Annotated in this window: 18 protein-coding genes; 5 read left to right on the forward strand and 13 right to left on the reverse strand. The window is 70.3% G+C overall.

Features of this window, described 5'->3' with window-relative positions:
- Positions 1 to 86: 86 nt before the first annotated feature.
- Positions 87 to 2,399: a TonB-dependent receptor plug domain-containing protein gene (locus ABDJ85_RS02420; protein ID WP_347703133.1), complete on the forward strand. Its 2,313-nt coding sequence runs from the start codon at positions 87 to 89 to the stop codon at positions 2,397 to 2,399.
- 12 nt (positions 2,400 to 2,411) lie between these two features.
- Here ABDJ85_RS02420 and ABDJ85_RS02425 read toward each other — a convergent pair whose 3' ends face one another.
- On the reverse strand, positions 2,412 to 2,807 hold the full coding sequence (locus ABDJ85_RS02425; protein WP_347703134.1) for a YciI family protein: 396 nt from the start codon (positions 2,805 to 2,807) through the stop codon (positions 2,412 to 2,414).
- Between the two features lie 179 nt (positions 2,808 to 2,986).
- On the opposite strand from ABDJ85_RS02425, the gene ABDJ85_RS02430 reads away from it, so the two are divergent.
- Together ABDJ85_RS02430 and ABDJ85_RS02435 are read left to right on the forward strand one after the other, a co-directional pair.
- Positions 2,987 to 5,320, forward strand: coding sequence for a WD40/YVTN/BNR-like repeat-containing protein (locus ABDJ85_RS02430; protein ID WP_347703135.1), 2,334 nt, complete (start codon positions 2,987 to 2,989; stop codon positions 5,318 to 5,320).
- Complete coding sequence (locus tag ABDJ85_RS02435; RefSeq protein ID WP_347703136.1) at positions 5,317 to 5,781, forward strand: low molecular weight protein-tyrosine-phosphatase; 465 nt, start codon at positions 5,317 to 5,319, stop codon at positions 5,779 to 5,781. Before ABDJ85_RS02430 ends, ABDJ85_RS02435 begins: the two co-directional genes overlap by 4 nt.
- A gap of 4 nt (positions 5,782 to 5,785) precedes the next feature.
- Here the strand turns inward: ABDJ85_RS02435 and ABDJ85_RS02440 are convergent, their stop codons facing one another.
- From ABDJ85_RS02440 to ABDJ85_RS02475, 8 genes are all read right to left on the reverse strand, one after another.
- Positions 5,786 to 6,790: a hypothetical protein gene (locus ABDJ85_RS02440; RefSeq protein WP_347703137.1), complete on the reverse strand. Its 1,005-nt coding sequence runs from the start codon at positions 6,788 to 6,790 to the stop codon at positions 5,786 to 5,788.
- Positions 6,787 to 7,788 carry a hypothetical protein gene (locus ABDJ85_RS02445; RefSeq protein ID WP_347703138.1) on the reverse strand — a complete coding sequence of 334 codons (1,002 nt, stop codon included), beginning with the start codon at positions 7,786 to 7,788 and terminating at the stop codon, positions 6,787 to 6,789. The genes ABDJ85_RS02440 and ABDJ85_RS02445 overlap by 4 nt, the downstream gene beginning before the upstream one ends.
- A 75-nt stretch (positions 7,789 to 7,863) precedes the next feature.
- The gene (locus ABDJ85_RS02450; protein ID WP_347703139.1) at positions 7,864 to 8,838 is read right to left on the reverse strand and encodes a hypothetical protein; all 975 of its coding nucleotides are present in this window, start codon (positions 8,836 to 8,838) and stop codon (positions 7,864 to 7,866) included.
- A gap of 130 nt (positions 8,839 to 8,968) precedes the next feature.
- Positions 8,969 to 10,015, reverse strand: coding sequence for a methyltransferase family protein (locus ABDJ85_RS02455; RefSeq protein ID WP_347703140.1), 1,047 nt, complete (start codon positions 10,013 to 10,015; stop codon positions 8,969 to 8,971).
- Entirely contained in the window at positions 10,015 to 10,401 is a 387-nt protein-coding gene (locus tag ABDJ85_RS02460) for a response regulator transcription factor (protein WP_347703141.1), read from the reverse strand. Before ABDJ85_RS02460 ends, ABDJ85_RS02455 begins: the two co-directional genes overlap by 1 nt.
- Before the next feature lie 380 nt (positions 10,402 to 10,781).
- Positions 10,782 to 11,882 (reverse strand): acyltransferase family protein, encoded by a 1,101-nt coding sequence (locus tag ABDJ85_RS02465; RefSeq protein ID WP_347703142.1) that lies wholly within the window; start codon positions 11,880 to 11,882, stop codon positions 10,782 to 10,784.
- Positions 11,883 to 11,941: 59 nt separating this feature from the next.
- Positions 11,942 to 12,298 carry a YciI family protein gene (locus ABDJ85_RS02470; protein ID WP_347703143.1) on the reverse strand — a complete coding sequence of 119 codons (357 nt, stop codon included), beginning with the start codon at positions 12,296 to 12,298 and terminating at the stop codon, positions 11,942 to 11,944.
- A 71-nt stretch (positions 12,299 to 12,369) separates the two neighbouring features.
- Entirely contained in the window at positions 12,370 to 12,669 is a 300-nt protein-coding gene (locus ABDJ85_RS02475) for a DUF2834 domain-containing protein (protein ID WP_347703144.1), read from the reverse strand.
- 115 nt (positions 12,670 to 12,784) lie between these two features.
- Here ABDJ85_RS02475 and ABDJ85_RS02480 point away from each other — a divergent pair, with 115 nt between their 5' ends.
- Both ABDJ85_RS02480 and ABDJ85_RS02485 read left to right on the forward strand, forming a co-directional pair.
- Positions 12,785 to 13,555 carry a helix-turn-helix domain-containing protein gene (locus ABDJ85_RS02480; RefSeq protein WP_347703145.1) on the forward strand — a complete coding sequence of 257 codons (771 nt, stop codon included), beginning with the start codon at positions 12,785 to 12,787 and terminating at the stop codon, positions 13,553 to 13,555.
- 172 nt (positions 13,556 to 13,727) lie between these two features.
- Complete coding sequence (locus tag ABDJ85_RS02485; protein ID WP_347703146.1) at positions 13,728 to 14,201, forward strand: hypothetical protein; 474 nt, start codon at positions 13,728 to 13,730, stop codon at positions 14,199 to 14,201.
- Here ABDJ85_RS02485 and ABDJ85_RS02490 read toward each other — a convergent pair.
- Genes ABDJ85_RS02490 through ABDJ85_RS02505 form a run of 4 tightly spaced genes read right to left on the reverse strand, consistent with a single transcriptional unit; the run spans position 14,162 to position 19,561 of the window.
- Positions 14,162 to 15,379: an alpha/beta hydrolase family protein gene (locus ABDJ85_RS02490; protein ID WP_347703147.1), complete on the reverse strand. Its 1,218-nt coding sequence runs from the start codon at positions 15,377 to 15,379 to the stop codon at positions 14,162 to 14,164. The two genes, ABDJ85_RS02485 and ABDJ85_RS02490, sit on opposite strands and share 40 nt — an antisense overlap.
- Before the next feature lie 51 nt (positions 15,380 to 15,430).
- On the reverse strand, positions 15,431 to 16,294 hold the full coding sequence (locus ABDJ85_RS02495; protein ID WP_347703148.1) for a hypothetical protein: 864 nt from the start codon (positions 16,292 to 16,294) through the stop codon (positions 15,431 to 15,433).
- Entirely contained in the window at positions 16,284 to 18,467 is a 2,184-nt protein-coding gene (locus tag ABDJ85_RS02500; RefSeq protein ID WP_347703149.1) for a PEP-CTERM sorting domain-containing protein, read from the reverse strand. Before ABDJ85_RS02500 ends, ABDJ85_RS02495 begins: the two co-directional genes overlap by 11 nt.
- On the reverse strand, positions 18,464 to 19,561 hold the full coding sequence (locus tag ABDJ85_RS02505; RefSeq protein ID WP_347703150.1) for a PEP-CTERM sorting domain-containing protein: 1,098 nt from the start codon (positions 19,559 to 19,561) through the stop codon (positions 18,464 to 18,466). The genes ABDJ85_RS02500 and ABDJ85_RS02505 overlap by 4 nt, the downstream gene beginning before the upstream one ends.
- Between the last annotated feature and the right edge of the window lie 43 nt (positions 19,562 to 19,604).

Below are 19,604 nucleotides of genomic sequence, written 5' to 3' on the forward strand. Positions count from 1 at the left end.
AAAGCTAAGCAAACGCCCGGCAAAGCGCTCATGTCCATGAGCGCTTTGCGCTTTCTGCACCCAAGGTGCCACTGAGAATCGCGGCCATGCGCCGCCTTCTCCTCATTGCCTGCCTGCTGGCAGGGCCCGCCTTGCTGGCGCACGCGCAGCCCAGCCCGAGCAGCCCGAACGGCGCAGCGGTGCCGGCCACACCGGCTGCGGCGGCCCCAGCGGCCAGTTCTGCCGCCCTGAACCGCCTGGACCGCGTCGAAGTCAGCGGCGGCCCCACCGCCAGCAGCCGGCGCCGCCTCAGCACCGCCAGCAAGATCGTCATCGACCGCGAGGAGCTGGACCGCTACGGCGACACCGTGCTGGGCGACGTGCTGCGCCGCCTGCCCGGCGTCACCATCGGTGGCCGCCCCGGCCGGGGTGGCGACATCCGCATGCGCGGCCTGGGCAGCGGCTTCACGCAGATCCTGATCGACGGCGAGCGCGCCCCGGCCGGCTTTGCCATCGAGGACCTGCCGCCCGACCAGGTCGAGCGCATCGAGGTCTACCGCGCCCCCACAGCCGAGACCGGCACGCGGGCCATTGCCGGCACCATCAACATCATCCTGCGCGAGCCGCTGCAGAAGTCCAACCACGAGCTGCGCCTCAGCGCCGGCATGGACCGCCGCGAGCCCCAGGCCGACTTCAGCTGGACGCGCAACCTCAAGTGGGGTGGCACCAGCGGCGACGATTTCGTTGGCGCCGTCTCCGTCAACGGCGGCACGCGGCAGCGCTTCAACAACATCGACTCCGGCACCCGCATCCTCGACACCGAGACCGGCGAGGTGCTGGAGCAGACCACCCAAGTCGGCGTGAGCCACGGCCGCAACAGCAACCTCAACGGCAACGCGCGCCTGCGCTGGAAGGTGAGCGACACCCTCAGCTTCAACCTCGCGCCCTTCTTCGCCTTCTCGCAGAACGAGAGCACCAGCCAGACCAATGCCGAAGGCACGCGCTTTCGCGACAACCATGGCGACAGCGACGGCCGCATGCACAACGTGCGCCTCAACCTCTCGGCCAGCTACCGGCCCCAGGTGGGCGAGACCTTCGACCTGCGCATGGGGCTGGGCGGCTTCAAGGCCAGCAACAACAGCCACCGCCGCGACACCCAGACCTACGCCGGCACCACCACCCAGCGCCTGCAAGACGACGCTAGCTCCAGCACCGAAGACCACGCCAGCCTCGGCGGCAAATGGAGCCTCAAGACCGCGCAAGAGCACCAGTGGGTGACGGGCGCGGAGGCCGAGCGCAGCGCCCGTGACCAGGTGCGCGACACCCTCGTCAACGGCCTGCCCCTGCCCGGCCTCGTCAAGTTCGGCAACCTGCTCGGCTCACGCAGCCTGCGCTTTGCCACCTACACGCAAGACGAGTGGAGCCCCACCAAGCAGTGGTCGGTCTATGCCGGCATCCGCTATGAGCGCATCGAGACCACCGCCGACGCCGCCGGCAGCCTGCCCGAGACGCGCAATGTCTCCTCCGTCACCTCGCCGCTCTTGCACCTGCTCTGGAAGCCCGACGCCTTCCCCAAAGACCAGGTGCGCCTCAGCCTCACGCGCAGCTACCGCTCGCCCAACCTCAACGACCTGATCGCCCGGCCCAGCATCAATACCACCTACCCCGAAGGCCCCAACTACCAAACCTACGCCGACCGCGCCGGCAACCCCGACCTCAAGCCCGAGCTCGCCACCGGCATCGACCTCAGCCTCGAACACTGGCTGCCCACCGGCGGCATCGTGTCGGGCAGCGCCTTCGTGCGCGACATCCAAGGCGTGATCCGCAACCAGGTGCTTTTGGAAACCGTGAGCTGGGACAGCGCCCAGCGCTGGGTCAGCCGCCCGCGCAACATGAGCAGCGCCCGCACCATGGGCCTGGAGTTCGAGATCAAGGCCCGGCTCGACGAGCTGTGGGACAACATTCCGCCCGAGCTGCAACTGATGCTCGTGCGCTTCAACATCGCCGCCTTCACCAGCAGCGTGCGCGGCATCCCCGGCAGCAACAACCGCCTCGACCAGCAGCCGCGCGGCAGCCTCAACTTTGGTGTGGACCACCGCTGGAAGGCCCTGGGCCAGAACTTCGGCAGCGGCTTCAACATCAACCTCGTGCCCGCCACCACCGTGCAGCAGACCGAAACCCTGCGCCGCCACGAGACCGCCCGCAAGCAGTTCGACGCCTACCTCGCCTGGAGCAGCGGCAGCGTGCGCGACGGCATCAACTGGCGCCTGTCCCTGGCCAACCTCTTCCCAAACGATGCCGAGGCATCGTCAGAAGGCACCAGCATCCATTCCCTCACCGGCCACGAACTGCTGACCGACAGCTGGTCACGCAACAAGACCTTCCGGGTGGTGAACCTCAGGGCGGATATGAGGTTTTGAGGGGCGTGGGCCTCAGGCTCCGTCAGGTCGCCAGCCGGCAGGCGTCTCGTTGGACGTCACCCGCGCGTCGGCGCGCTCGGCCTCCAGCGGCCGGATCTCGTAGCTGAGACCGAACTTCAAGCAGGGGTTCTGCGCCGCGATGGCCGCTGCAGCGTCCAGCGAACTCGCCACGATGAACCAATAACCCCCGATCAGCTCCTTGGCCTCGGCAAACGGGCCATCGGTGATGGCGCCCCAAGAGACCAGCTTGCCCCGGTTCTCCAGCCGGCTGCCGGGCTTGAGCCAACCTTCGGCCAGACCCAGCGCGTACCAGTCGTAAAAGCGGTTGATCGCGTCCTGGACAGCGTCCTTGTCAGCACCTTCGTCCCACTGTCCGCGGGAGAGCAGCAGGTAGTCGTGGTCAGGCATCGTCTGCGTTCCTCGTTGCGCCATCGTTGATGGCCGCCGGATTGTTCACGAGGCTGCCGCTGCCAAATTTCTCCAGCGCTATGCCCTTTTGACATGCCAGCCACCACGGCCATCTCGCGTCCCTAAGATCCCGCTTCCTCTGGCCTTTGCGGCGCGCCGTGCGTGCCGGCTGTCTGTCCATGCCCCACGCCTCACGCCTACTGGCCGCGCTGTCTTTCGCCACGGCCACGCTGCTCAACGCCGCACAGGTCGCCCAGGCCGCACCGCCCACCAAGCCTGTCCCCTCCGTGCCCTACAGCTGGCGCAACGTGGCCATCGTCGGCGGCGGTTTCGTGGACGGCTTTGCCTTCCACCCCAGCGTGCCGGGGCTGCTCTATGCGCGCACGGACATGGGCGGCGCTTACCGGCGGGACAGTGGGCGTGACGGCAGTGACGCCGCCTGGCAGCCCTTGATGGACTTCCTGCCGCTGGCGGATGTGAACCTGATGGGCGTGGAGAGCTTGGCCATCGACCCCAGCGACCCGAGCCGCGTCTACTTTGCCTGCGGCACCTACACGCTGCCCTCGGTGCCCAATGGCGCCTTGCTGCGCTCGCGCGACCGGGGGCGCACGTTTGAGCGCACACCGCTGCCCTTCAAGCTGGGCGGCAACGAGGGCGGGCGTGGCAATGGCGAGCGTCTGGCGGTGGACCCGATGGATGGGCGCGTGCTCTTCATCGCCAGCCGCAATGCGGGGCTGTGGAAGAGCAGCGACCATGGCGCCAGCTTCCAGCGCGTGGACAGCTTCCCCGACAGCGCCTGGCAGCGCCTGCCGGTGGATGGCCCGCCGCCCGCCTGGGGCGGCAGCGATGGGCGCAGCACGCCTGTCTTTGTGCTCTTCGACGCGCGCGGCAGTAGCAAGGGCGCGCCGACCAAGACGATCTACGTCGGCATCGCCACCAAGACCCGGCCCAGCCTCTGGCGCAGCCAGGACGCGGGCGCCACCTGGGCGCCTGTAGCAGGCAGCCCGCAGGAGCACCGCCCGCACCGCGCCGCGCTCGCCAGCGACGGGCAGCTCTACATCACGTACGCCAGCGAGCCCGGCCCCGGCGGCAAGCACTTTGGCGGCGCGGTGTGGCGCTTTGACACCGCGCAGGGCAGCTGGACCGAGATCACCCCCGAACCCGAGCTGGCGCGCACGGCCAGCGGCTACACCGGCGTGAGCGTGGACGCCAAGGCGCCGCGCCACCTGCTGGTCAGCTCCGTCGGCCGCCCGGGCGGCGAAGACATGTTCCGCAGCACAGACGGCGGCGCCACCTGGCGCGCCCTCGTCCACGCCGGCAGCAACAGCGCCGTGTTCGACCCCGTAGACGCGCCCTATGTGGCCGACACCGGCCTGCACTGGCTGCACGACATCCAGATCAACCCCCACGACCCCGACAACGCCGTGGTCACCATCGGCTACGGCCTGTGGGAGACGAACAACCTGCGCGCCGCCGACCGGGGCGAGCCCACGCGCTGGCGCATGAAGGCGCGCGGCATCGAGGAGACCGTGCCTCTGGCCTTCCACAGCCCCACGCAAGGCGTGCCGCTGATCTCGGGCATTGGCGACTACTCGGGTTTTGTGCATACCGACCTGGACCGCCCGGCACCCGGCAACCCCAAGCCGCCCTTCTTCGGCAACACGCACGACGTGGCCGGGGGCGAGCTGGCGCCGAACGTCGTCGTGCGCATCGGCCATGGCCGCAATGGCAGCAAGCACCTCGGCTACTCGCTCGACGGCGGCGCCACCTGGCAGGAGCCCGCCACCGTGCCCGACCCCAAGGCCAACGAGGGGTTCCTCGCCGTGTCGGCCGACGGCAAGACCTGGATCTGGACGCCCAAAGCTGGCCGCGAGTGGGGCGTGCCCCAGCGCACCACCGACCGGGGCGCCACCTGGACGCCCATCGACTCACTGCCCAAGGGCACCCGCGTGGTGGCCGACCGTGTGAACCCCCAGCGCTTCCACGCCATGGGCCTGTTCGACGACCAGCTTTACGCGAGCACCGACGGCGGCCAGAGCTTCCAGGCCCGCGCCCTCAGCCTGCCCGATGGCAAGGTCGAGCGCCCGGGTGCCGGCAGCCACAACGCCTCCGGCCGGGGCGACGACCGCGGCGGCCAGGACAAGCTCTACGCCACGCCCGGCCGCGAGGGCGACCTGTGGGTGGCGGCCTTCCATGGCCTCTATCGCGCCGCCGATGGCAAAGCCTTCCAACGCCTGCCCGGAGTGACCGAGATCCACGCCTTCGGCTTCGGCCGCGCTGCGCCCGGCCGCAAGGAGCCCGCTGTCTACCTGATGGGCACGGTCAGCAACAAGCACGGCCTCTACCAGTCCATCGACGGCGGCCAGACTTGGCGCCGCATCAACGACGACGCCCACCAGTGGGGCCTGGTGCTGCAAGTCAGCGGCGACCCCAAGACCTTTGGCCGCGTCTACGTGGGCACCCATGGGCGCGGCGCCATCTACGGCGACCCTGCAACCCCAGCCAAGCCATGAAGCGCATCCTCGTCTTCTGCATGGGCAATATCTGCCGCAGCCCCACGGCCGAGGCGGTGCTGCGCGCCAAGCTCAAAGCCGCGCGGCTGGGCCACATCGAGGTCGATTCAGCCGGCACGCACGGCTACCACGTGGGTGACCCGCCGGACGAGCGCAGCCAGGCCCATGGCGCCAAGCGCGGCTACGACCTGAGCGCCTTGCGCGCCCGCAAGCTCACGGCCGCTGACTTTGAGCACTTCGACCTCGTGCTCGGCATGGACGACGACAACCTGCGCGAGGCCCGCCGCCTGTGCCCGCCCGAGCGGCGCGAGCGGCTGAAGCTGCTGATGGACTTCGCGCCCGAGGCGGGCTCACGCATCGTGCCCGACCCCTACTACGACGGCGCCGCTGCGTTTGAACAGGTGCTCGACCTTGTCGAAGCAGCTTGCGATGGGCTGGTAAACGCGCTGCAGCGCCGCTGAGCGCTCAAGCCCAGGGCCGCAACTCTTCCGGGCGCTGGCGCACATAGGCCAGCACTTGGCGGCGCTTTTCGGGGCCACGCTTGCCGTCGTCATCGGCGCGGTCAGCGTCGTCGCCGAAGAAGCCGGGGGCCACGTCCTCGATGCGCTCGTAGATGCCGCGCCAGAGCTTCTTGAGCGCGTGGACCGAGACCTCCAGCCGCGCCATCAGGGCCTCGTCGCTGTCGTCGAACAACGCAAGCCAGAGCAGGCGGCGCTGTGAGGGCGAGAAGCGGAAGCGGGGCGGGTAGTGGTCAAAGGCCTGGCGCACCGAGGTGCCGGGCAGCATGGCCAGGGCAGCGCGCCGCGTGATGCCGAAGTGGGTGGGCCGCAGCTCATCGGGCAGGCGCTCCCAGGGCCCGCTCTGCGCATAAGGGCACACGGGGAAGCCGGCGGCGGTGAACATGGGCACGTCCGCCGCGCAGCCCTGGATGTGCATGGCCTGCAGCTGCCAGCCGCCCACGGCAAAGCGAAAGGCGTCGTTGGCCACAGCCAGCACGGCCAGGGCGAGCGGGTCGGCCAGGTTGGCGGGGCGCTGCGTGTAGTGCAGGTTGAGCAGGTGCAGCTGGCCCTGGCCATTGGCCTCGGCCAGGGCCTTGAGGTCGGGCCGGGGCTCGCCCGCCATCCAGCGCTGGTAGAGGCCCGCCACCATGGGGCCGGGCGGTTGGGGCGGGTCGTCCTGCAGGCCCAGCGCCTTGGCATGCGCGGTGGGCAGCACGACGCTGCAGCCCCAGCCCAGCAGCCGCTGCGGCGCGGGCAGGGCCAGGTCTTCCATCACGGTGGTGGTGATGGAGGGGTCGTCGAGCAGCTCGGCCCACAGCGCCTGCAGCGCGGGCTTGCGGTCATCAAGCCCGAGCCAGGCGGGCAGCAGGGCCATGCACTGCGGCAGGTCGGCCTCGCGGGTGGGGCGCCAGCGCAGACGGGGGATGGGGCGTGAGATAGGGCGAGGTTGGCCCTGAGCGCTGGTGTTCATGCGGCCGGGTTCCAGGGGCGCAGCTCTTCCATGCGCTGGCGCACATAGGCCAGCACCTGGCGGCGCTTCTCGGGGCCGCGCCGGGCTTCGCCGTCGCCGAGGTCGTCGCCGGCGTCGTCGCCAAAGAAGCCGGGCTCGACGGTTTCCACGCGTTCGTAGATGCCGCGCCAGAGCTTCTTGAGCCCGTGCACCGAGACCCCGAGCGCGGGCATGGCTGCGGCGTCGGCGTCGTCAAACAAGGCCAGCCACAGCAGCTTGCGTTGCTGGGCCGAGAAGCGAAAGCGCGGCGGCTCGCACTCGAAGCAGTTGCGCAAGGTGGTGCCGGGCAGGCGCCGGCGGGCCTCGTCACGCGTGAGGCCCATGAAGACCGGGCGCTGCGGGTCGGGCAGGCCTTCCAGCGCGGCCTCGTTGGCAAAGCGACGCGGGGCAAAACCGCTCTCGCGGTGCACGTCGTGGAACGCGGCGCAGTTCTCCAGGTAGATGGCCTGCCAGTGAAAGCCGGTGTGGTGCACGCGGAAGGACTCCTGCGCACAGGCCACGATCTTGTGCACCTGCGGGTCGGCCATGTCGATGTGCGGCAGCGTGAAGTGCAGCACCAGGCACACCAGCTCGCCCGCAGCATTGCAGCGGCCCACCTCGCGGTCGTCCATCAGCTGCAGCCGGCCGGCGCGCAGATCGGCGTACACGCGCCGCGCGAGAAAGGCCTGGGGCTCGGCATGCAGCTGCAGGGCCTGCGCCTGGGCCGGCGACAGCAGCAGCGACACGCCCCAGCCCAGGATGCGCTGGCCGAGCGGCCGTGCCAGGTCTTCCATCAATCCGCTTTGCACGGCGGGCGCGAGCTGCATCAGGTCGGCCCACTGCGCGGCGATGGCGGCGCGCTCGGCGGCGTCGGTGGAGACCTGCGCGGGCAGCAGGGCCAGGGTCTCGTCCACATCGGCCAGTGCCATGGGCCGGTGCACCATGCGCAGCACGTGAGCGGGGCGGTCAATGCGGGCCATGGGCAGCTGCTTGGCAGGAGGTGGGCACAAAGCCCTTGGGGTGGCGAGCGCGGCGGATCATACGTAGCAAGGTGCTCACGGCGCGCTGGGGTTCCAGGGGCGCAGTTCTTCAGGCCGCTGGCGCACATAGGCCAGCACCTGCCGACGCTTCTCGGGGCCGCGCTTGCCTTCTTCGTCAGCGCCGAGGTCGTCGCCGAAGAAGTCGGGCACACCGTCCTGGATGCGCTCGTACACGCCGCGCCAGAGCTTCTTCAAACCATGGGACGACAGCTGCAGCTGCTGCGCCAGCTGCTCGTCGTCTTCGTAGAAGAGCGCCATCCAGAGCATGCGCCGCTGGCTGAGCGAGAGGCGAAAGCGCGGCGGGTGGGCGTCGAACAAGGCGCGCACGGTGGAGCCGGGCAGGATGGCGCGGGCCTCGTCACGCGTCATGCCCCACCACTGCAGACCACTGGCTTCCTGCTCGGGCGGGCGCGGGCGCCGCTGGAAGCCGGCGGTGGCCATGAAGGGCTCGGTCTGGACGTGGTTCTCGAAGTACTGGGCGCGGAGCTGGTAGCCGCACATGCTGGCCCGAAAGCTGTCGTTGGCAATGGTGATCAGGGCCTGGGTGGCCGCCTGCTCGAACTGCAGGGGGCGGGAGCAGAAGTGCAGGCTCAGGCCCGAGATCTCGCCGCGTGCGTTGTGGCGCCCGAGGGTGGCGTCGTCCAGCTCGGGCAGGCGGCCGTCGAGCAGGGCCTCGTAGGTGCGGCGGGCCACACCGGGCGGCGGGAGTGCGTCCAGCTTCAGCTGCGCCACCTCGGCCGGGCCCAGCAGCAGGCCGACACCCCAGGCCTGGATGCGCTGGCCGCGCGGCAGGGCCAGGTCTTCCATCACCATGGTCAGGACCATGGGCCAGCGGTACATGCTGGCCCACAGGCCGGGCAGGGCCGCCGTCACGGCCGGGCCCAGCGCCAGCCACTCGGGGATGAGGGCCAGGCACTCGGGCAGGTCGTCCTCCTGCGTCAGGCGGTAACGCAGGCGGGGGACGTGTGACGAAGCGGGCGACAGGGTCATGAACGCGTGAGAGGCGAGCGACGAAGCAGCGGCGCAGCGTACGGCGCCGCGCATGATACGGAGGCCGCAGGTGGCCCTCCGCCCAACAGCAGGATGAACAACAGGATGAGGCGAGCCAGCGCGGCCCCGCTCAAGCGGCCCGTTCGGCCACCAGCGCACAGGCACCACCGGGCAGGGGCAGGCACTCGGCATCGCGCAGGCCGGTGGCCTGGCAGTCGGCACGCAGCTCGCCTTCGGTGAGCACGCCGTGCGGGTGACCAATCATGCGGGCCGCAAGGCCAAAGACGAGGGCGGGCACCTGCTCACGCCGGGCGGTGTCGGCCAGCAGGTCCACCATCAGCAGCCGCCCCTGCGGCGCCAGCCAAGCACGGGCCTGGGCCAGCCGGGCGCGCCGCTCAGCCGCAGCCAACGGCTGGAGCAGCAGGCTCAGCACCACCGCATCACCGCCGCCGGCCAGGCTGCCGGGCGGCAGCCCATCCACGGGCCCGGCCAGCACCCGCACGCGCGAGGCCTGCCCCGCCGCCTGCACCTGGGCCTGCACCAGTGGCAGCTGCGCAGCGGGGCGGACGACGGCAAAGCCCGGCTGGCGGCCCTTGCAGCGCGCCGCCCAGGCACAGGCCAGGTGCGCTCCGGCGCCATCCAGGTCGATCACCTGCCCCAGCGCCGCCCAGCTGGGCCACTGGGCCAGGGCCTCGCCATGCAGGCTGGCCATGCGCTCGCGCACCAGGGCCTGCGCGGCCGCCCAGGCTGGCGGCGGGGGCAGGCCCGAGCGCCCGCTTGGGCCTGCAAGCCGCAGCGCGTCGTCAAGCAGGGCGTCGTCGGGCCCGGTCAGCGGCTGTCGCGCGGCCATCAGCAGCTCGCCCATGAAGCCGGGGCTGCGTGGGTCGAGGAAGTGCGCGCTGGTGCGCGTGCTCACGTACACGGCGTCGGCATCGTCGCCCTCACGCTGCAGCCAGCCCAGCGCCAGCAGCGCGTCCAGCAGGTCGCGCGTGGCGTCGGGGGCCAGGCCCAGCAGGGCGGCCAGGCGCGAGGCCGTCCGGGGGCCCTTGCCCAGCTCGGCAAACAGGCCCAGATGCTGGCCAGCGGCCAGCGCCCGCGAGGACCAGAGGTCCAGCGCATCCTTCAACAAGGGCTCTGGCGACAGCGGCCAGCGCATGGTCAGGGAACTGGCTGGCATCAATGATCCTGCGTGCGCTGCACCAGCTGCCGCGCCGTCCACCAGGCCGCCGCCTGCACGCGCGAGGGCAGGTTCAGCTTGTCGAGGATGTTGGCCACGTGGCGCTTGACGGTGTGCGGGCTCAGGTCCAGCGCCCGCGCGATCAGCTTGTTGCTGTCGCCGGCGGCAATGCGCTGCAGGACCTCCTGCTCACGCGCGCTCAGCGGCACGGGCAGGGCCGATGGCGCAGATTGCACAGAGGGCGCCGGCAAGCGCCGCGCGCGCTCCAGCGCGGCCAGCAGCAGCTGCTGCACGGTCTGGCTGATCTGGTCCACCGCCTCGGCCACGAGGGCCGGGTGGTGGAGGTGGGCGCTGTCCTGCAACAGCGGAGGCAGGGTCGAGGGCATGGGGGGACTCCTTGGGTTCAACCGGCCGCTCCAGGGCCTGTTCACACTACGGGAATGGGTCGCGAAGGCCCGTCGCAAGGGGCCAATCAAGGCGCGGCTCGCCGCCCGCACTCGCGTGCGGGCCAGAGGCGAAACGCCGAGTGACCCCTTGCGGCGGGCCTTCCCGGAGGGTTGTGATCAAAACAACCGCATGCGGCGTTGCAAATCCTCGTCGGGGGCAGACCCCGACTTGCGGTTTGCGCCTTGCCTGCGGCTGTTTTGATCACAACGCGACCCATTCCCGTAGTGTGGACAGGCCCTAGTGGCGTGCCGTGTCTGGTGTGGCCCGGACTGTAGGAAGCCACGCCAAGGCGCGTAATGCTCAAAAAGAGACGGCTCTTTTAGAGCCCCCCAGCGCTGCGCCGGCCCCCCGCCGGCGCCTTGAGCGTGCCAAACAGCAGGCCCGCCACCACGGGCGACTGCGCCAGACCCTGGCCCGCCAAGGTGCACAGCACCTGGATGCCGAACGCCAGCGCCAGGGCCACCGCCCACTTGAGCGCAGCGGCCTGGCCCAGCATCAGCAGGGTCAGACCCGCCCAGGTGGTGCCGTTGAACAGCAGAGTCTGCAGCACATAGGTGCGCATGCTGGACGCCCCCCAGCCCACCAGGCCCTGGGCCAGCCGGGCCGGCATGCGGCTGAACAGCCATGGCCACAGACCAAAGAAGGCCAGGCAGCCCAGGGCACCAACCCCATAGCGCAACAGCGTCCAGTGGGCATCAGGCCCGGCCCACTTGATGCCGGTGATGTAGACATAGGCCTCACGGCTCCAGAAGCCCAGCACGACGACCACCGCACCCACACCGGCCGCAAGCCCGACATAGGGCAGCCAGCGCCGCCAGCCCTGCAACACACCCCGGTAGGCCGAGGCGAGATAGCCCAGCACATAGAACGGCAGCACCGACTGGCACAGCTGCCAGTGCCCATGCGCAGGCAGCAGCATGAAGGCGCCCAGCAGCACGGCGGCCAGCAACAGCCGCAGGCGCAAGGACTCGGCGATGAAGAGGATCACGGTGCCGTAGGCCATGGCCCAGCAGAACCACAGCGTGGTCAAGCCATGCCAGAACAGGTCCGAAAGACTCTTGCGCAGTCCGGCTGCCGGCCATTGCACGGACCAAAACAGCTCCGTCAACAAGGTCACGGTGAGGATGGGGATCAGGTAGCTGAGGCAGCGCCGCAGGGCCAGCCGCCCGCGCCCGTCACGGCGCGACAGTCCCGGCTGCGCCAGCCAACCGGCCAGGGCCATGAACGCGGGCATGTGAAAGCTGTAGATGGCCGTAAAGAGCCCATCCACCAGCGGGTCTCCATGCCGGCCCAGCACGGCGAACTGGAAGGTGTGCCCCAGCACCACCAGGAAGATCAGCGCCCCTTTGGCCCCATCCAGGGCCACGTCACGCGCTGGCGGCGGCAGGGGCTCCGGCGGGGTCGGTGCAGGGGTGGTCATGGGCAGGAAGGCAGACGGGCAGCCCCCCGGATTGTGCCGACGCCCTGTTCACCCGCCGCTCAGGCCCCCGGCACCGGCAAGCACACCATCACCTCCACCGCCTCGCCGGGGAAGATGCTGAAGTGCGGGTGCTTCTCGAAGAGCTTGGCCGCTGCTTCGTGCGACTCGGCCTGCACCACCACATAGCCGCAGATGTTGTTCTGCGCGTCCGAGACGCCTTGCGGGTCCACCCGCAGGGTCTTGCCGATGGGGCCGCCGGTGACCACGATCTGCGCGGCGTGCTGGCTCATCCAGGCACCCCAGGCCTGCATGCCGGCCTGGATGCGGGCGTTGCGGTCTGCCTCGCTGAGAGCGTCCCAGCCCGAGGCGGCATTGGTGGCGGCTGAGCCGGTGAAGACGGCGAGGTAGTGGTTCATGTGGGCTCCGATCAAAGGGGTGGGGCACGGCGCCCCTGCCCCTACGACGAAGCTCACTCCGCCAGATCGACTCAGGCGGGTGCGTGCTGCAGGGTGCGGCGCGGCGCGAGCAGCAAGTAGAGCATCGGCCCGAAGGACCCGGCCGCCAGCGTGATCAAGGCAAACGGCCACACGCTGCGGCCGGTGCGCTGCGCGTCGTGCCACATATAGCCGAGGGCGATGCAGGACATCAGCACCAGGTCGACCAGCACCTGCCAGGCGCCCGGGCTGCTCATGCCGGCCTGCCAGATGCCGAGGTAGCCGACCTGCCACATCACGTAGAGCGAAAACGCGCCGAAGGCAGCGAAGGCGAGGATCAAAGCGGTGCGCATGGAGACATCTCCGGTGGGTTGAACATGGGGGCCATGCTCGGCGGCGGAGTGCGCACCCGCAATGACCTTGCAGGTCATCGCCGCCGTGCAGCGCAGCACCGCAGAATGCGGCGCTATGACGGCCACCCTCGCTTCCTTGCGCAAGTCGCGCCGCGTCAGCCAGCTGGAGCTGTCGCTGCGCGCCGGCGTGTCGCAACGCCACCTCAGCTGCATCGAGACCGGCCGCGCCCGCGCCGGCCGCGAGACCCTGATCGCCCTGCTCGACGCCCTGGGCGCCACGCTGGAAGAGCGCAACCAGGCCCTGCTGGCCGCCGGCTATGCGCCCGCCCACGGCGAGCGCTCGCTCGACGCGCCCGAGATGGCCCCGGTGCGCCGTGCGCTGGACGAGCTGCTGCAGGCCAGCGGCCCCACCACGCCTGCGATGGTGCTGGACGGCGAGTACAACCTGCTGATGGCCAATGAAGGCCTGATGCGCTTGATCGGCCTGCTGGGCCTGCCCGCTGAGGCGCTCACCGCCCAGCCGCTGAACCTGCTGCGCACGACCTTCATGCCCGGCGGCCTGCGCAGCCTGTGCGTGGACGAAGCCTGGCTGTGCGGCGAGATGTGGGCCCGCGCCAGCCGCGAGGCCGAGCACCTGCCGCGGCTGCGCGCGCTGCTGGACGAGCTGCGCCCCAACCTCACGCCCTGGGCCGCCGTCGAGACCGGCAACCTGCCGGTGCTGGCCTTCCGCCTGCGCGCGCAGGACGGCCGCATCCTCAGCTTCTTCTCGGCCATCACCAGCTTTGGCACGCCGCTGGACATCACGCTGGCGTCGCTCAAGGTGGAGCACCTCTTCCCCACCGACGAGACCACGCGGCTGGCGCTGGCGGAGGCCGGCGGGGGCTGACGCAGGCTGCGCCATCGCCCCTCGGCCATCGTGCTCAGCTGCAGTTCATCCCGCCGCGCCCCGCGTCAGTCGCACCGTGCGCGACATGGCCCGCGTCCGGCCTCACAGTGCCGCCGCTGCCCGCCGCCCACGTCTGGCGGTGCCTGAACACGAACCGGAGGAGAGCCCCGCCATGAATGCCGCCCCGCGTTACCACCCATCACGCCCTTCACCCCCATCGCGCCCACTGCCCTGGCATGCCTGGGTCTTGGGCGGGCTCTTCCTGCTCTACAGCCTGGCGGCCTCCTTCGACCACGTGATGAGCATCGCCCGGGGCGCGGCCTACTACCGAGACAGCGGCATGAGCGAGTCGCAGGTGGCCTACTTCCTCGCGGTGCCGCACTGGGCCGTGGCGGGGTGGACGCTGTCAGTCTGGGGCGGGCTGTGCGGCTCGGCCGCCCTGCTGCTGCGGCGCCATGTGGCGACGGGCCTGTTCGCGGTGTCGCTCGCGGGCAGCCTGGTCTACATGCTGCACGTGCTGGTGCTCTCAGAGGGCGGCCGCGAGGCCATGGGCGCGCTGTGGGCGATGCCGATGATCCTGGGCGCCCTGACGGCCGTGCTGGTGGCCTACTGCCAGCGGCTGACCACGGCGGGCGTCTTGCGCTGAGGCTGGGGCCTCAAGCCGGGCTCACCGCCGCTGGCCGCTTGCAACGGGAGGCGCTGGCGCAGCCAGGCCGCCATCGCTTCCCGGTAACCCGGCACGGGCTCGCGCCGCTGCATCTCCATCATTTCCCGCAGGCCCCCCGTCTTCGCCTGATGGAGGTTGTGGTTTGCGTTGGCGAAGCTGAGCACCGTCAGGTTCCGCCCCAGGGTTCGCTCATACAGCGCCTGGGTGCGGCGCCAATCCACGGAGCTGTCCTTTTCGCCGAAGACGGCCAGCACCGGAATATCGATGTGCGCCAGGATGTCGGCAAAGCCGGGCACGTAGATCACCAAGCCGGTTTCGGGATGAACCTGCCCCGGTTTGGCAAGCCACTGGGCCTGCTCTTGCCGAAAGCCTGGCTCGTCCGCCTTGAAGCCCAGCCACATCAGGAAGGGGTCCTTGCGCAAGTCCTGCGTGGCCGCCAGGTAGTCCTGATAGCTGCCGCCCGCTCGAAGCGTGGCGCCACCTTGCTTCCATTGCTCGGTCAGCTCTTGGGCCTGGTTGGGCGTGCGCCCTTCGATCAGCAGATTGGTGTGCAGCAGATAGCCAAAGCTCTCTTGATCATCCACACCACTGACGGAAATCCAGAAGGCGATGGCCCGATCCTGTTGGATGGCCAGAGGCGCAATCCATCCCGCGCGGCTGATGCCCCACAAGCCGATGTGCGCCGCCCCCGCCACGCCGCGCGCCCGCAAAGCCTGGGCGGCATCCACCACCTCGCGCGCGCTGTCGGCCACCGGCTGATTGGCATCGAATTCCCCTTCGCTGTGCCCACAGCCGGGCTTGTCCCACACCACGGTAGCAAGACCCATCGAGGTGAAGAGCTGCCGCAGGTCGGCCCAGGAGGTCTGGCTCTTCACATCGGTGCGGCCATAGCCATGAATGATGATGACCACGCCCTGCGCCACGCCCTCGTCGGGCCTGTCCAGGAATCCAGAGAGTCGATGCCCACCGGATTGGAAGCTGAAGGGCTCGGTGACCATCGCTGTGGCGGGCTGCATGCAAGCCAGCAGCACAACAGCCAACAGCCTCCATGCGCCACGCTTCATGGCCGTGCCCATGGAGGCTGGCGCCAGACCCAGCGCCTGCGCGAGGGGATCGGCGCTTGATCCAGCGGCGTTCGGGATCGGGTGAGCTTTCACGGTGCGGTTCCGTCGTTCAGTGTTGAACCGCATCGTGGCCTCCACGCGAACCTAGCCGGGCCAGCGTGCGACGAAGTGACGCCGCAGCGACCTCAGTCCACGGATAGACACGATGAGGCCATGACCAGCGATCCGTCCGAACCCGCCGCGCCGAGAGCGGGCCAACCGGTCCTTCAGGCCTGCTAAGCCCGACAGGCCCCACAGTCCCATCAGGCCGCCCAGCGCCAGCACGGCACTGGCGGGCTCGGGCACGGCCACGGTGGACACGGCGTGCACGCCAAAGCCGGCAAGCCCGGCCGGCACACCGGTCTCGCTGACAACGAAGAGCAGGCTGTACACGTCGGCCCAGTTCACCGGCAGGCCGGTGGACGCATTGGTGCTGAAGCTGGCGAGCGGCAGGTCGAGCCAGGCGCCCGTGGTGGGGCTGAGCACCGCGCTCAGGGCCGAGCCATTGGGGTTGAGGCCCACGCCGTTGGACGTGGTGGCGTAGACGGTGAGGCTGAGCGCGCGCGCATCCCAGGGCCCGGCCAGGGTCTGGGCGCCAAACCACTCCAACTCCAGCCGCAGCGCGGCCTGGCCGCTGAAGTCGAGGTTCATGGGCGCGCCCTGGCCATAGCCCCAGCTCACGTAGAGCTGTTGGGTGCCCAGGCGCATGGCGTCGAGCCGGCGGCCTCGGTCCTCCACGGCGATGAAGCTCAGCGCCGACGAGCCTGCCAGTGGCTGCAGCCCCAGGCTGCGCATGCCGCCCGGCACGCTGGCCGCCGTGCTGGACCGCAGGCTGCCGTCGGCATCGGGCGTCATCAGCGGCACTTCAACGGTGCTGAAGCCATCATGAAAGTCGTCGATGAGCAGGGCCTGCGCGGGCAGCGCCAAGGCGCCCAGCAGCAGCAGGGCGAGGATGGTTTTAGCTTGCATGTTTCACTCCCAGGCGGCGACGACGAATAAGGCCCGTAAGGCCCGTAATGCCCACCAGGCCTGCCGCCAGCAGCCCCCCGGTGGCGGGCTCCGGCACGGCGCTGATGCCGATCTCACCGCTGGCGTAGAGCGCGCCGGTGTCCCAGCGCAGGCCGGGGGCCAGGGTGGGGAGCTGCAGGCTGTCGAACTGGCCGCTGACGCCGCCCTGCCAGTCGAACAAATCCCACTGCTGGCCGGCATGCGCACCGGCTGCGCCGGCCCAGCTCAACCTGAGCGTGCCGCCTTCCAGGCGCACCGCCTGGATGAAGTCCAGCTCGTTGGCGCCCTCCAGCGCCAGCGTCGTCAAGGCCGCCGCGCCGAGCGTGGCGAGCGAGTCTATGGTGACGCTGCCGGTGGCCGACAGCCCGCCCTCGAAGCGCGCCTGCCCGCTGCCCGTGATGCGCCCGGCGCCGCTGACGACGCCAAAGAAATTGGCCGCGCCGCCGGCCGACACGCGCAGCTCGCCCGCGTTGGCGATGTCGCCCGCAAAGCTGGCCAGCGCGCCGTTGCTGACGACGACCAGCCCGGTGTTGTCGATGGGGCCGGCCAACCCGCTGGCGCCAAAGCTCACGCCCAGCTGCCCCGCGTTGGCCAAGCCGCCGGCAAAGACCAGCTCGGCGCCGGTGGCAAGGATGTGGCCCTCGTTGGTGACGGCACCGGCAAAGGTGGCGCTGGCTTGCGTGACGCGCAGCTCGCCCAGCAGGCGGTTGGTGAAGCCGCCGCCCACCTCCAGCGACGCCGTGGCGCCCGACACGCGCAAGGCACCTGCATGGTCGACGTTGCCGCCGGTGAGCTGCAGGCGCTGCCCGGCGCCGACCTCGATGCGCGCGCCGTAGTCCACGGTCAGCTCGCCGGCCAGGCGCCCGCTGCCGGTCAGCACGCTGTGGCTGGCCAGCTGCGTGCCGACCAGCGTGCGCGTGGTGCCGCCGTTCAAGTCCAGCGTGACGATCTCGCCCACCGCGCCGCCCACCCGCAGGCTGCGCACCTCGGCCAGCGCGGCGCCGCGCACGGTGGCGCTGCCGGTGGGCTGGATCACCACATCGTGCATGGGCCCCGGGGCCATCGCGATCGGGTCCAGGCCGGCATAGCTCCAGTTGCGGCCCGATGCCCAGAGCCCATCGCCGCCCACCCAGTCGGGGTGCAGGGTGATGACGCTGCCGGCATCCAGCCCGCCCTCGCTGCGGCCCACAAGCACCTGGCCCCAGGCGTTGACGGCCATCGCCGCCGAGCCGCCCGCGCCAAAGTCGTTGAGCGTGTGCAGGTCCAGCGCACGGCTGCCCAGCCAGACGGTGGCGTGGTAGTTGCCGCTGGCCATCTGACTGCGCCCGGCCACCATGCCGGCATCGTTGACGCCGGTGGCCTCCGCAGCGCCAGATGCCGGCAGCAGGCTGAGCAGGCCGTCGCGCCACAGAAAGGCCCGGGAGCGGCTGCGGTCCGTGGGCTCGGTCAGCACGCCCACGGCCGAGCGGCCATCGGGCGAGGGCACGGGCGCCTGAACGACGCTCAGCCCGGCGTAGCCGGCAAACGGGCGCTCGTAGAGGCCGGTCGCGGGGTCATAGCTGAAAGGCTCGGCAGGCAGCAGCGCGTTGAAGCTCATGGCCCCGGCGATGCGCCCGGTGTCGGACAAGCCGCTGACGCGCAGGCCGCCATCCGGCGCGCTGTGCGCCAGTCGCGTCAACCCGTCGGCGTACAGGTAAGCATTGAAGGTCGGCGCGCCCCCAAGGCCCAGCACCTGGCCGGCAGCATTGAGGCCCGCGACGGACCGCAGCTGGCTCAGCGCCTGCATGGGCCCGCCGGGCTGGACGAGGAAGCCGGTCACACCCGAAGCACCCTCGCTGATGCCCGCGATCTGCCCCCGGTCATTGATAGCCGACGCCCTCGCAAAGCTGCCCCCCAAGGTGCCCAGCCCCAGGACGCCCGTGGACTCGCTCCACACAAAAGCCTGCGAGCTGCCATCGACAACCTGGGCGAGCTGACCCACCACCTGCCCACGGTTGTTGAGCGCCAGCGGGATCAGGTCCACGCCCGGCGTGGCGGGCAGGTCGGTGCGGGTCATGCGCTGCGCCTGGGCTGCAGACGTGGCCAGCAGCGTGCTCAAGACGGCCAAGGCCAGAACGGTGCGTGCTGCCTTCATGCTGCGGCTCCGTCAGCGCGGGAAGCGCGGGAAGGGCGGCGGCGCCAGGCCACCAACGCCAGCCCGAGGCCGAAGAGCCCGTAGCTCGCCGGCTCGGGAACGGCCAGCGTGGGCACCAGCGTGTAGGTATTGCCGCTGCGCAGCAGGTCGCCCGCCGACATGTCGAGCTGGAAGCCGTCGGACAGGGTGATCGTTTGCAGCCGCGCCGTGCTGCCGAAGCTGGCGATGGCGTCAGACACCGTGCCGCTGACCCCCACGCCCAGCTCCATGCTCGTGCGCAGTTGGTAGAAGGCCGTGATGTCGACCTCGACGCTCCACGGCACGGAGAAGTTGCCGTTGTCGCCCACCTGCGTGCCATTGGGGAAGGCCGGCGCACCGAACTTGAACGCCAGGCTCTTGCCACAGCCCGGGCAGCCCGAGACAAAGCTCGTGGCGCTGAAGCGAAACCAGGCCGACGCCACGCTGGGGTCGAAGATGCGACGAAGGTCTTCAATGTCGGTGAAGCCGCCCTCCCCGTTGCCACGGATGCCGCCGGTGACGACGCCGCTGAGGGTGGCTGTGCCAACTGCCGTGCCACTGGCAACGCCGATAGGCAACACGCGGTGCGTCGTGTCCACGCGCACGGAGCCGCCGGCCGAACCGCCAAACACCTGGACAGGACTTGGATAGGTCTCAGCCGGCCGCGCCGGGCGCGGGGCCGAGACGCCGATGGCACGGGCGCCTTCCAGCTTCGCGGTGGCCCGCAGCACGCCGTTGTCGGCCGACGCATTGAACAGGGCATAGACGGGGTCCACCGAGCGCCGCGCCCAGGCGATGGGCGTCGTGTACTTGCCGTTCACGACCGCGAAGTCGATGGGGAAGTCGTACTCGCCCCCGGCCTGCGAGGTGGACAGGAAGGACTGGCCCCTGCCATTGGCCCATTGGTCGTAGTCGTAGCGGTGGTTGTCGAACACCGACTGCCCCGCCACATTGCTGCTGAAGCTAGCCGTGCTGCCGGCGACGAGGTTGGTTCTGAAGTCCGCGTGCGCCGGCTGCAGGGTCGGCAGGGCCAGCAGCGCCAGCCAGGCGACGTGATGGCGGAGAAAAGGGTTCATGGAAAGGCTCCGATCGCGGGCATGAGTGCCTGATCAGGAACAC

This window comes from Roseateles paludis, from assembly GCF_039872745.1.
Taxonomy (GTDB): Bacteria; Pseudomonadota; Gammaproteobacteria; order Burkholderiales; family Burkholderiaceae_C; genus Pelomonas; species Pelomonas paludis.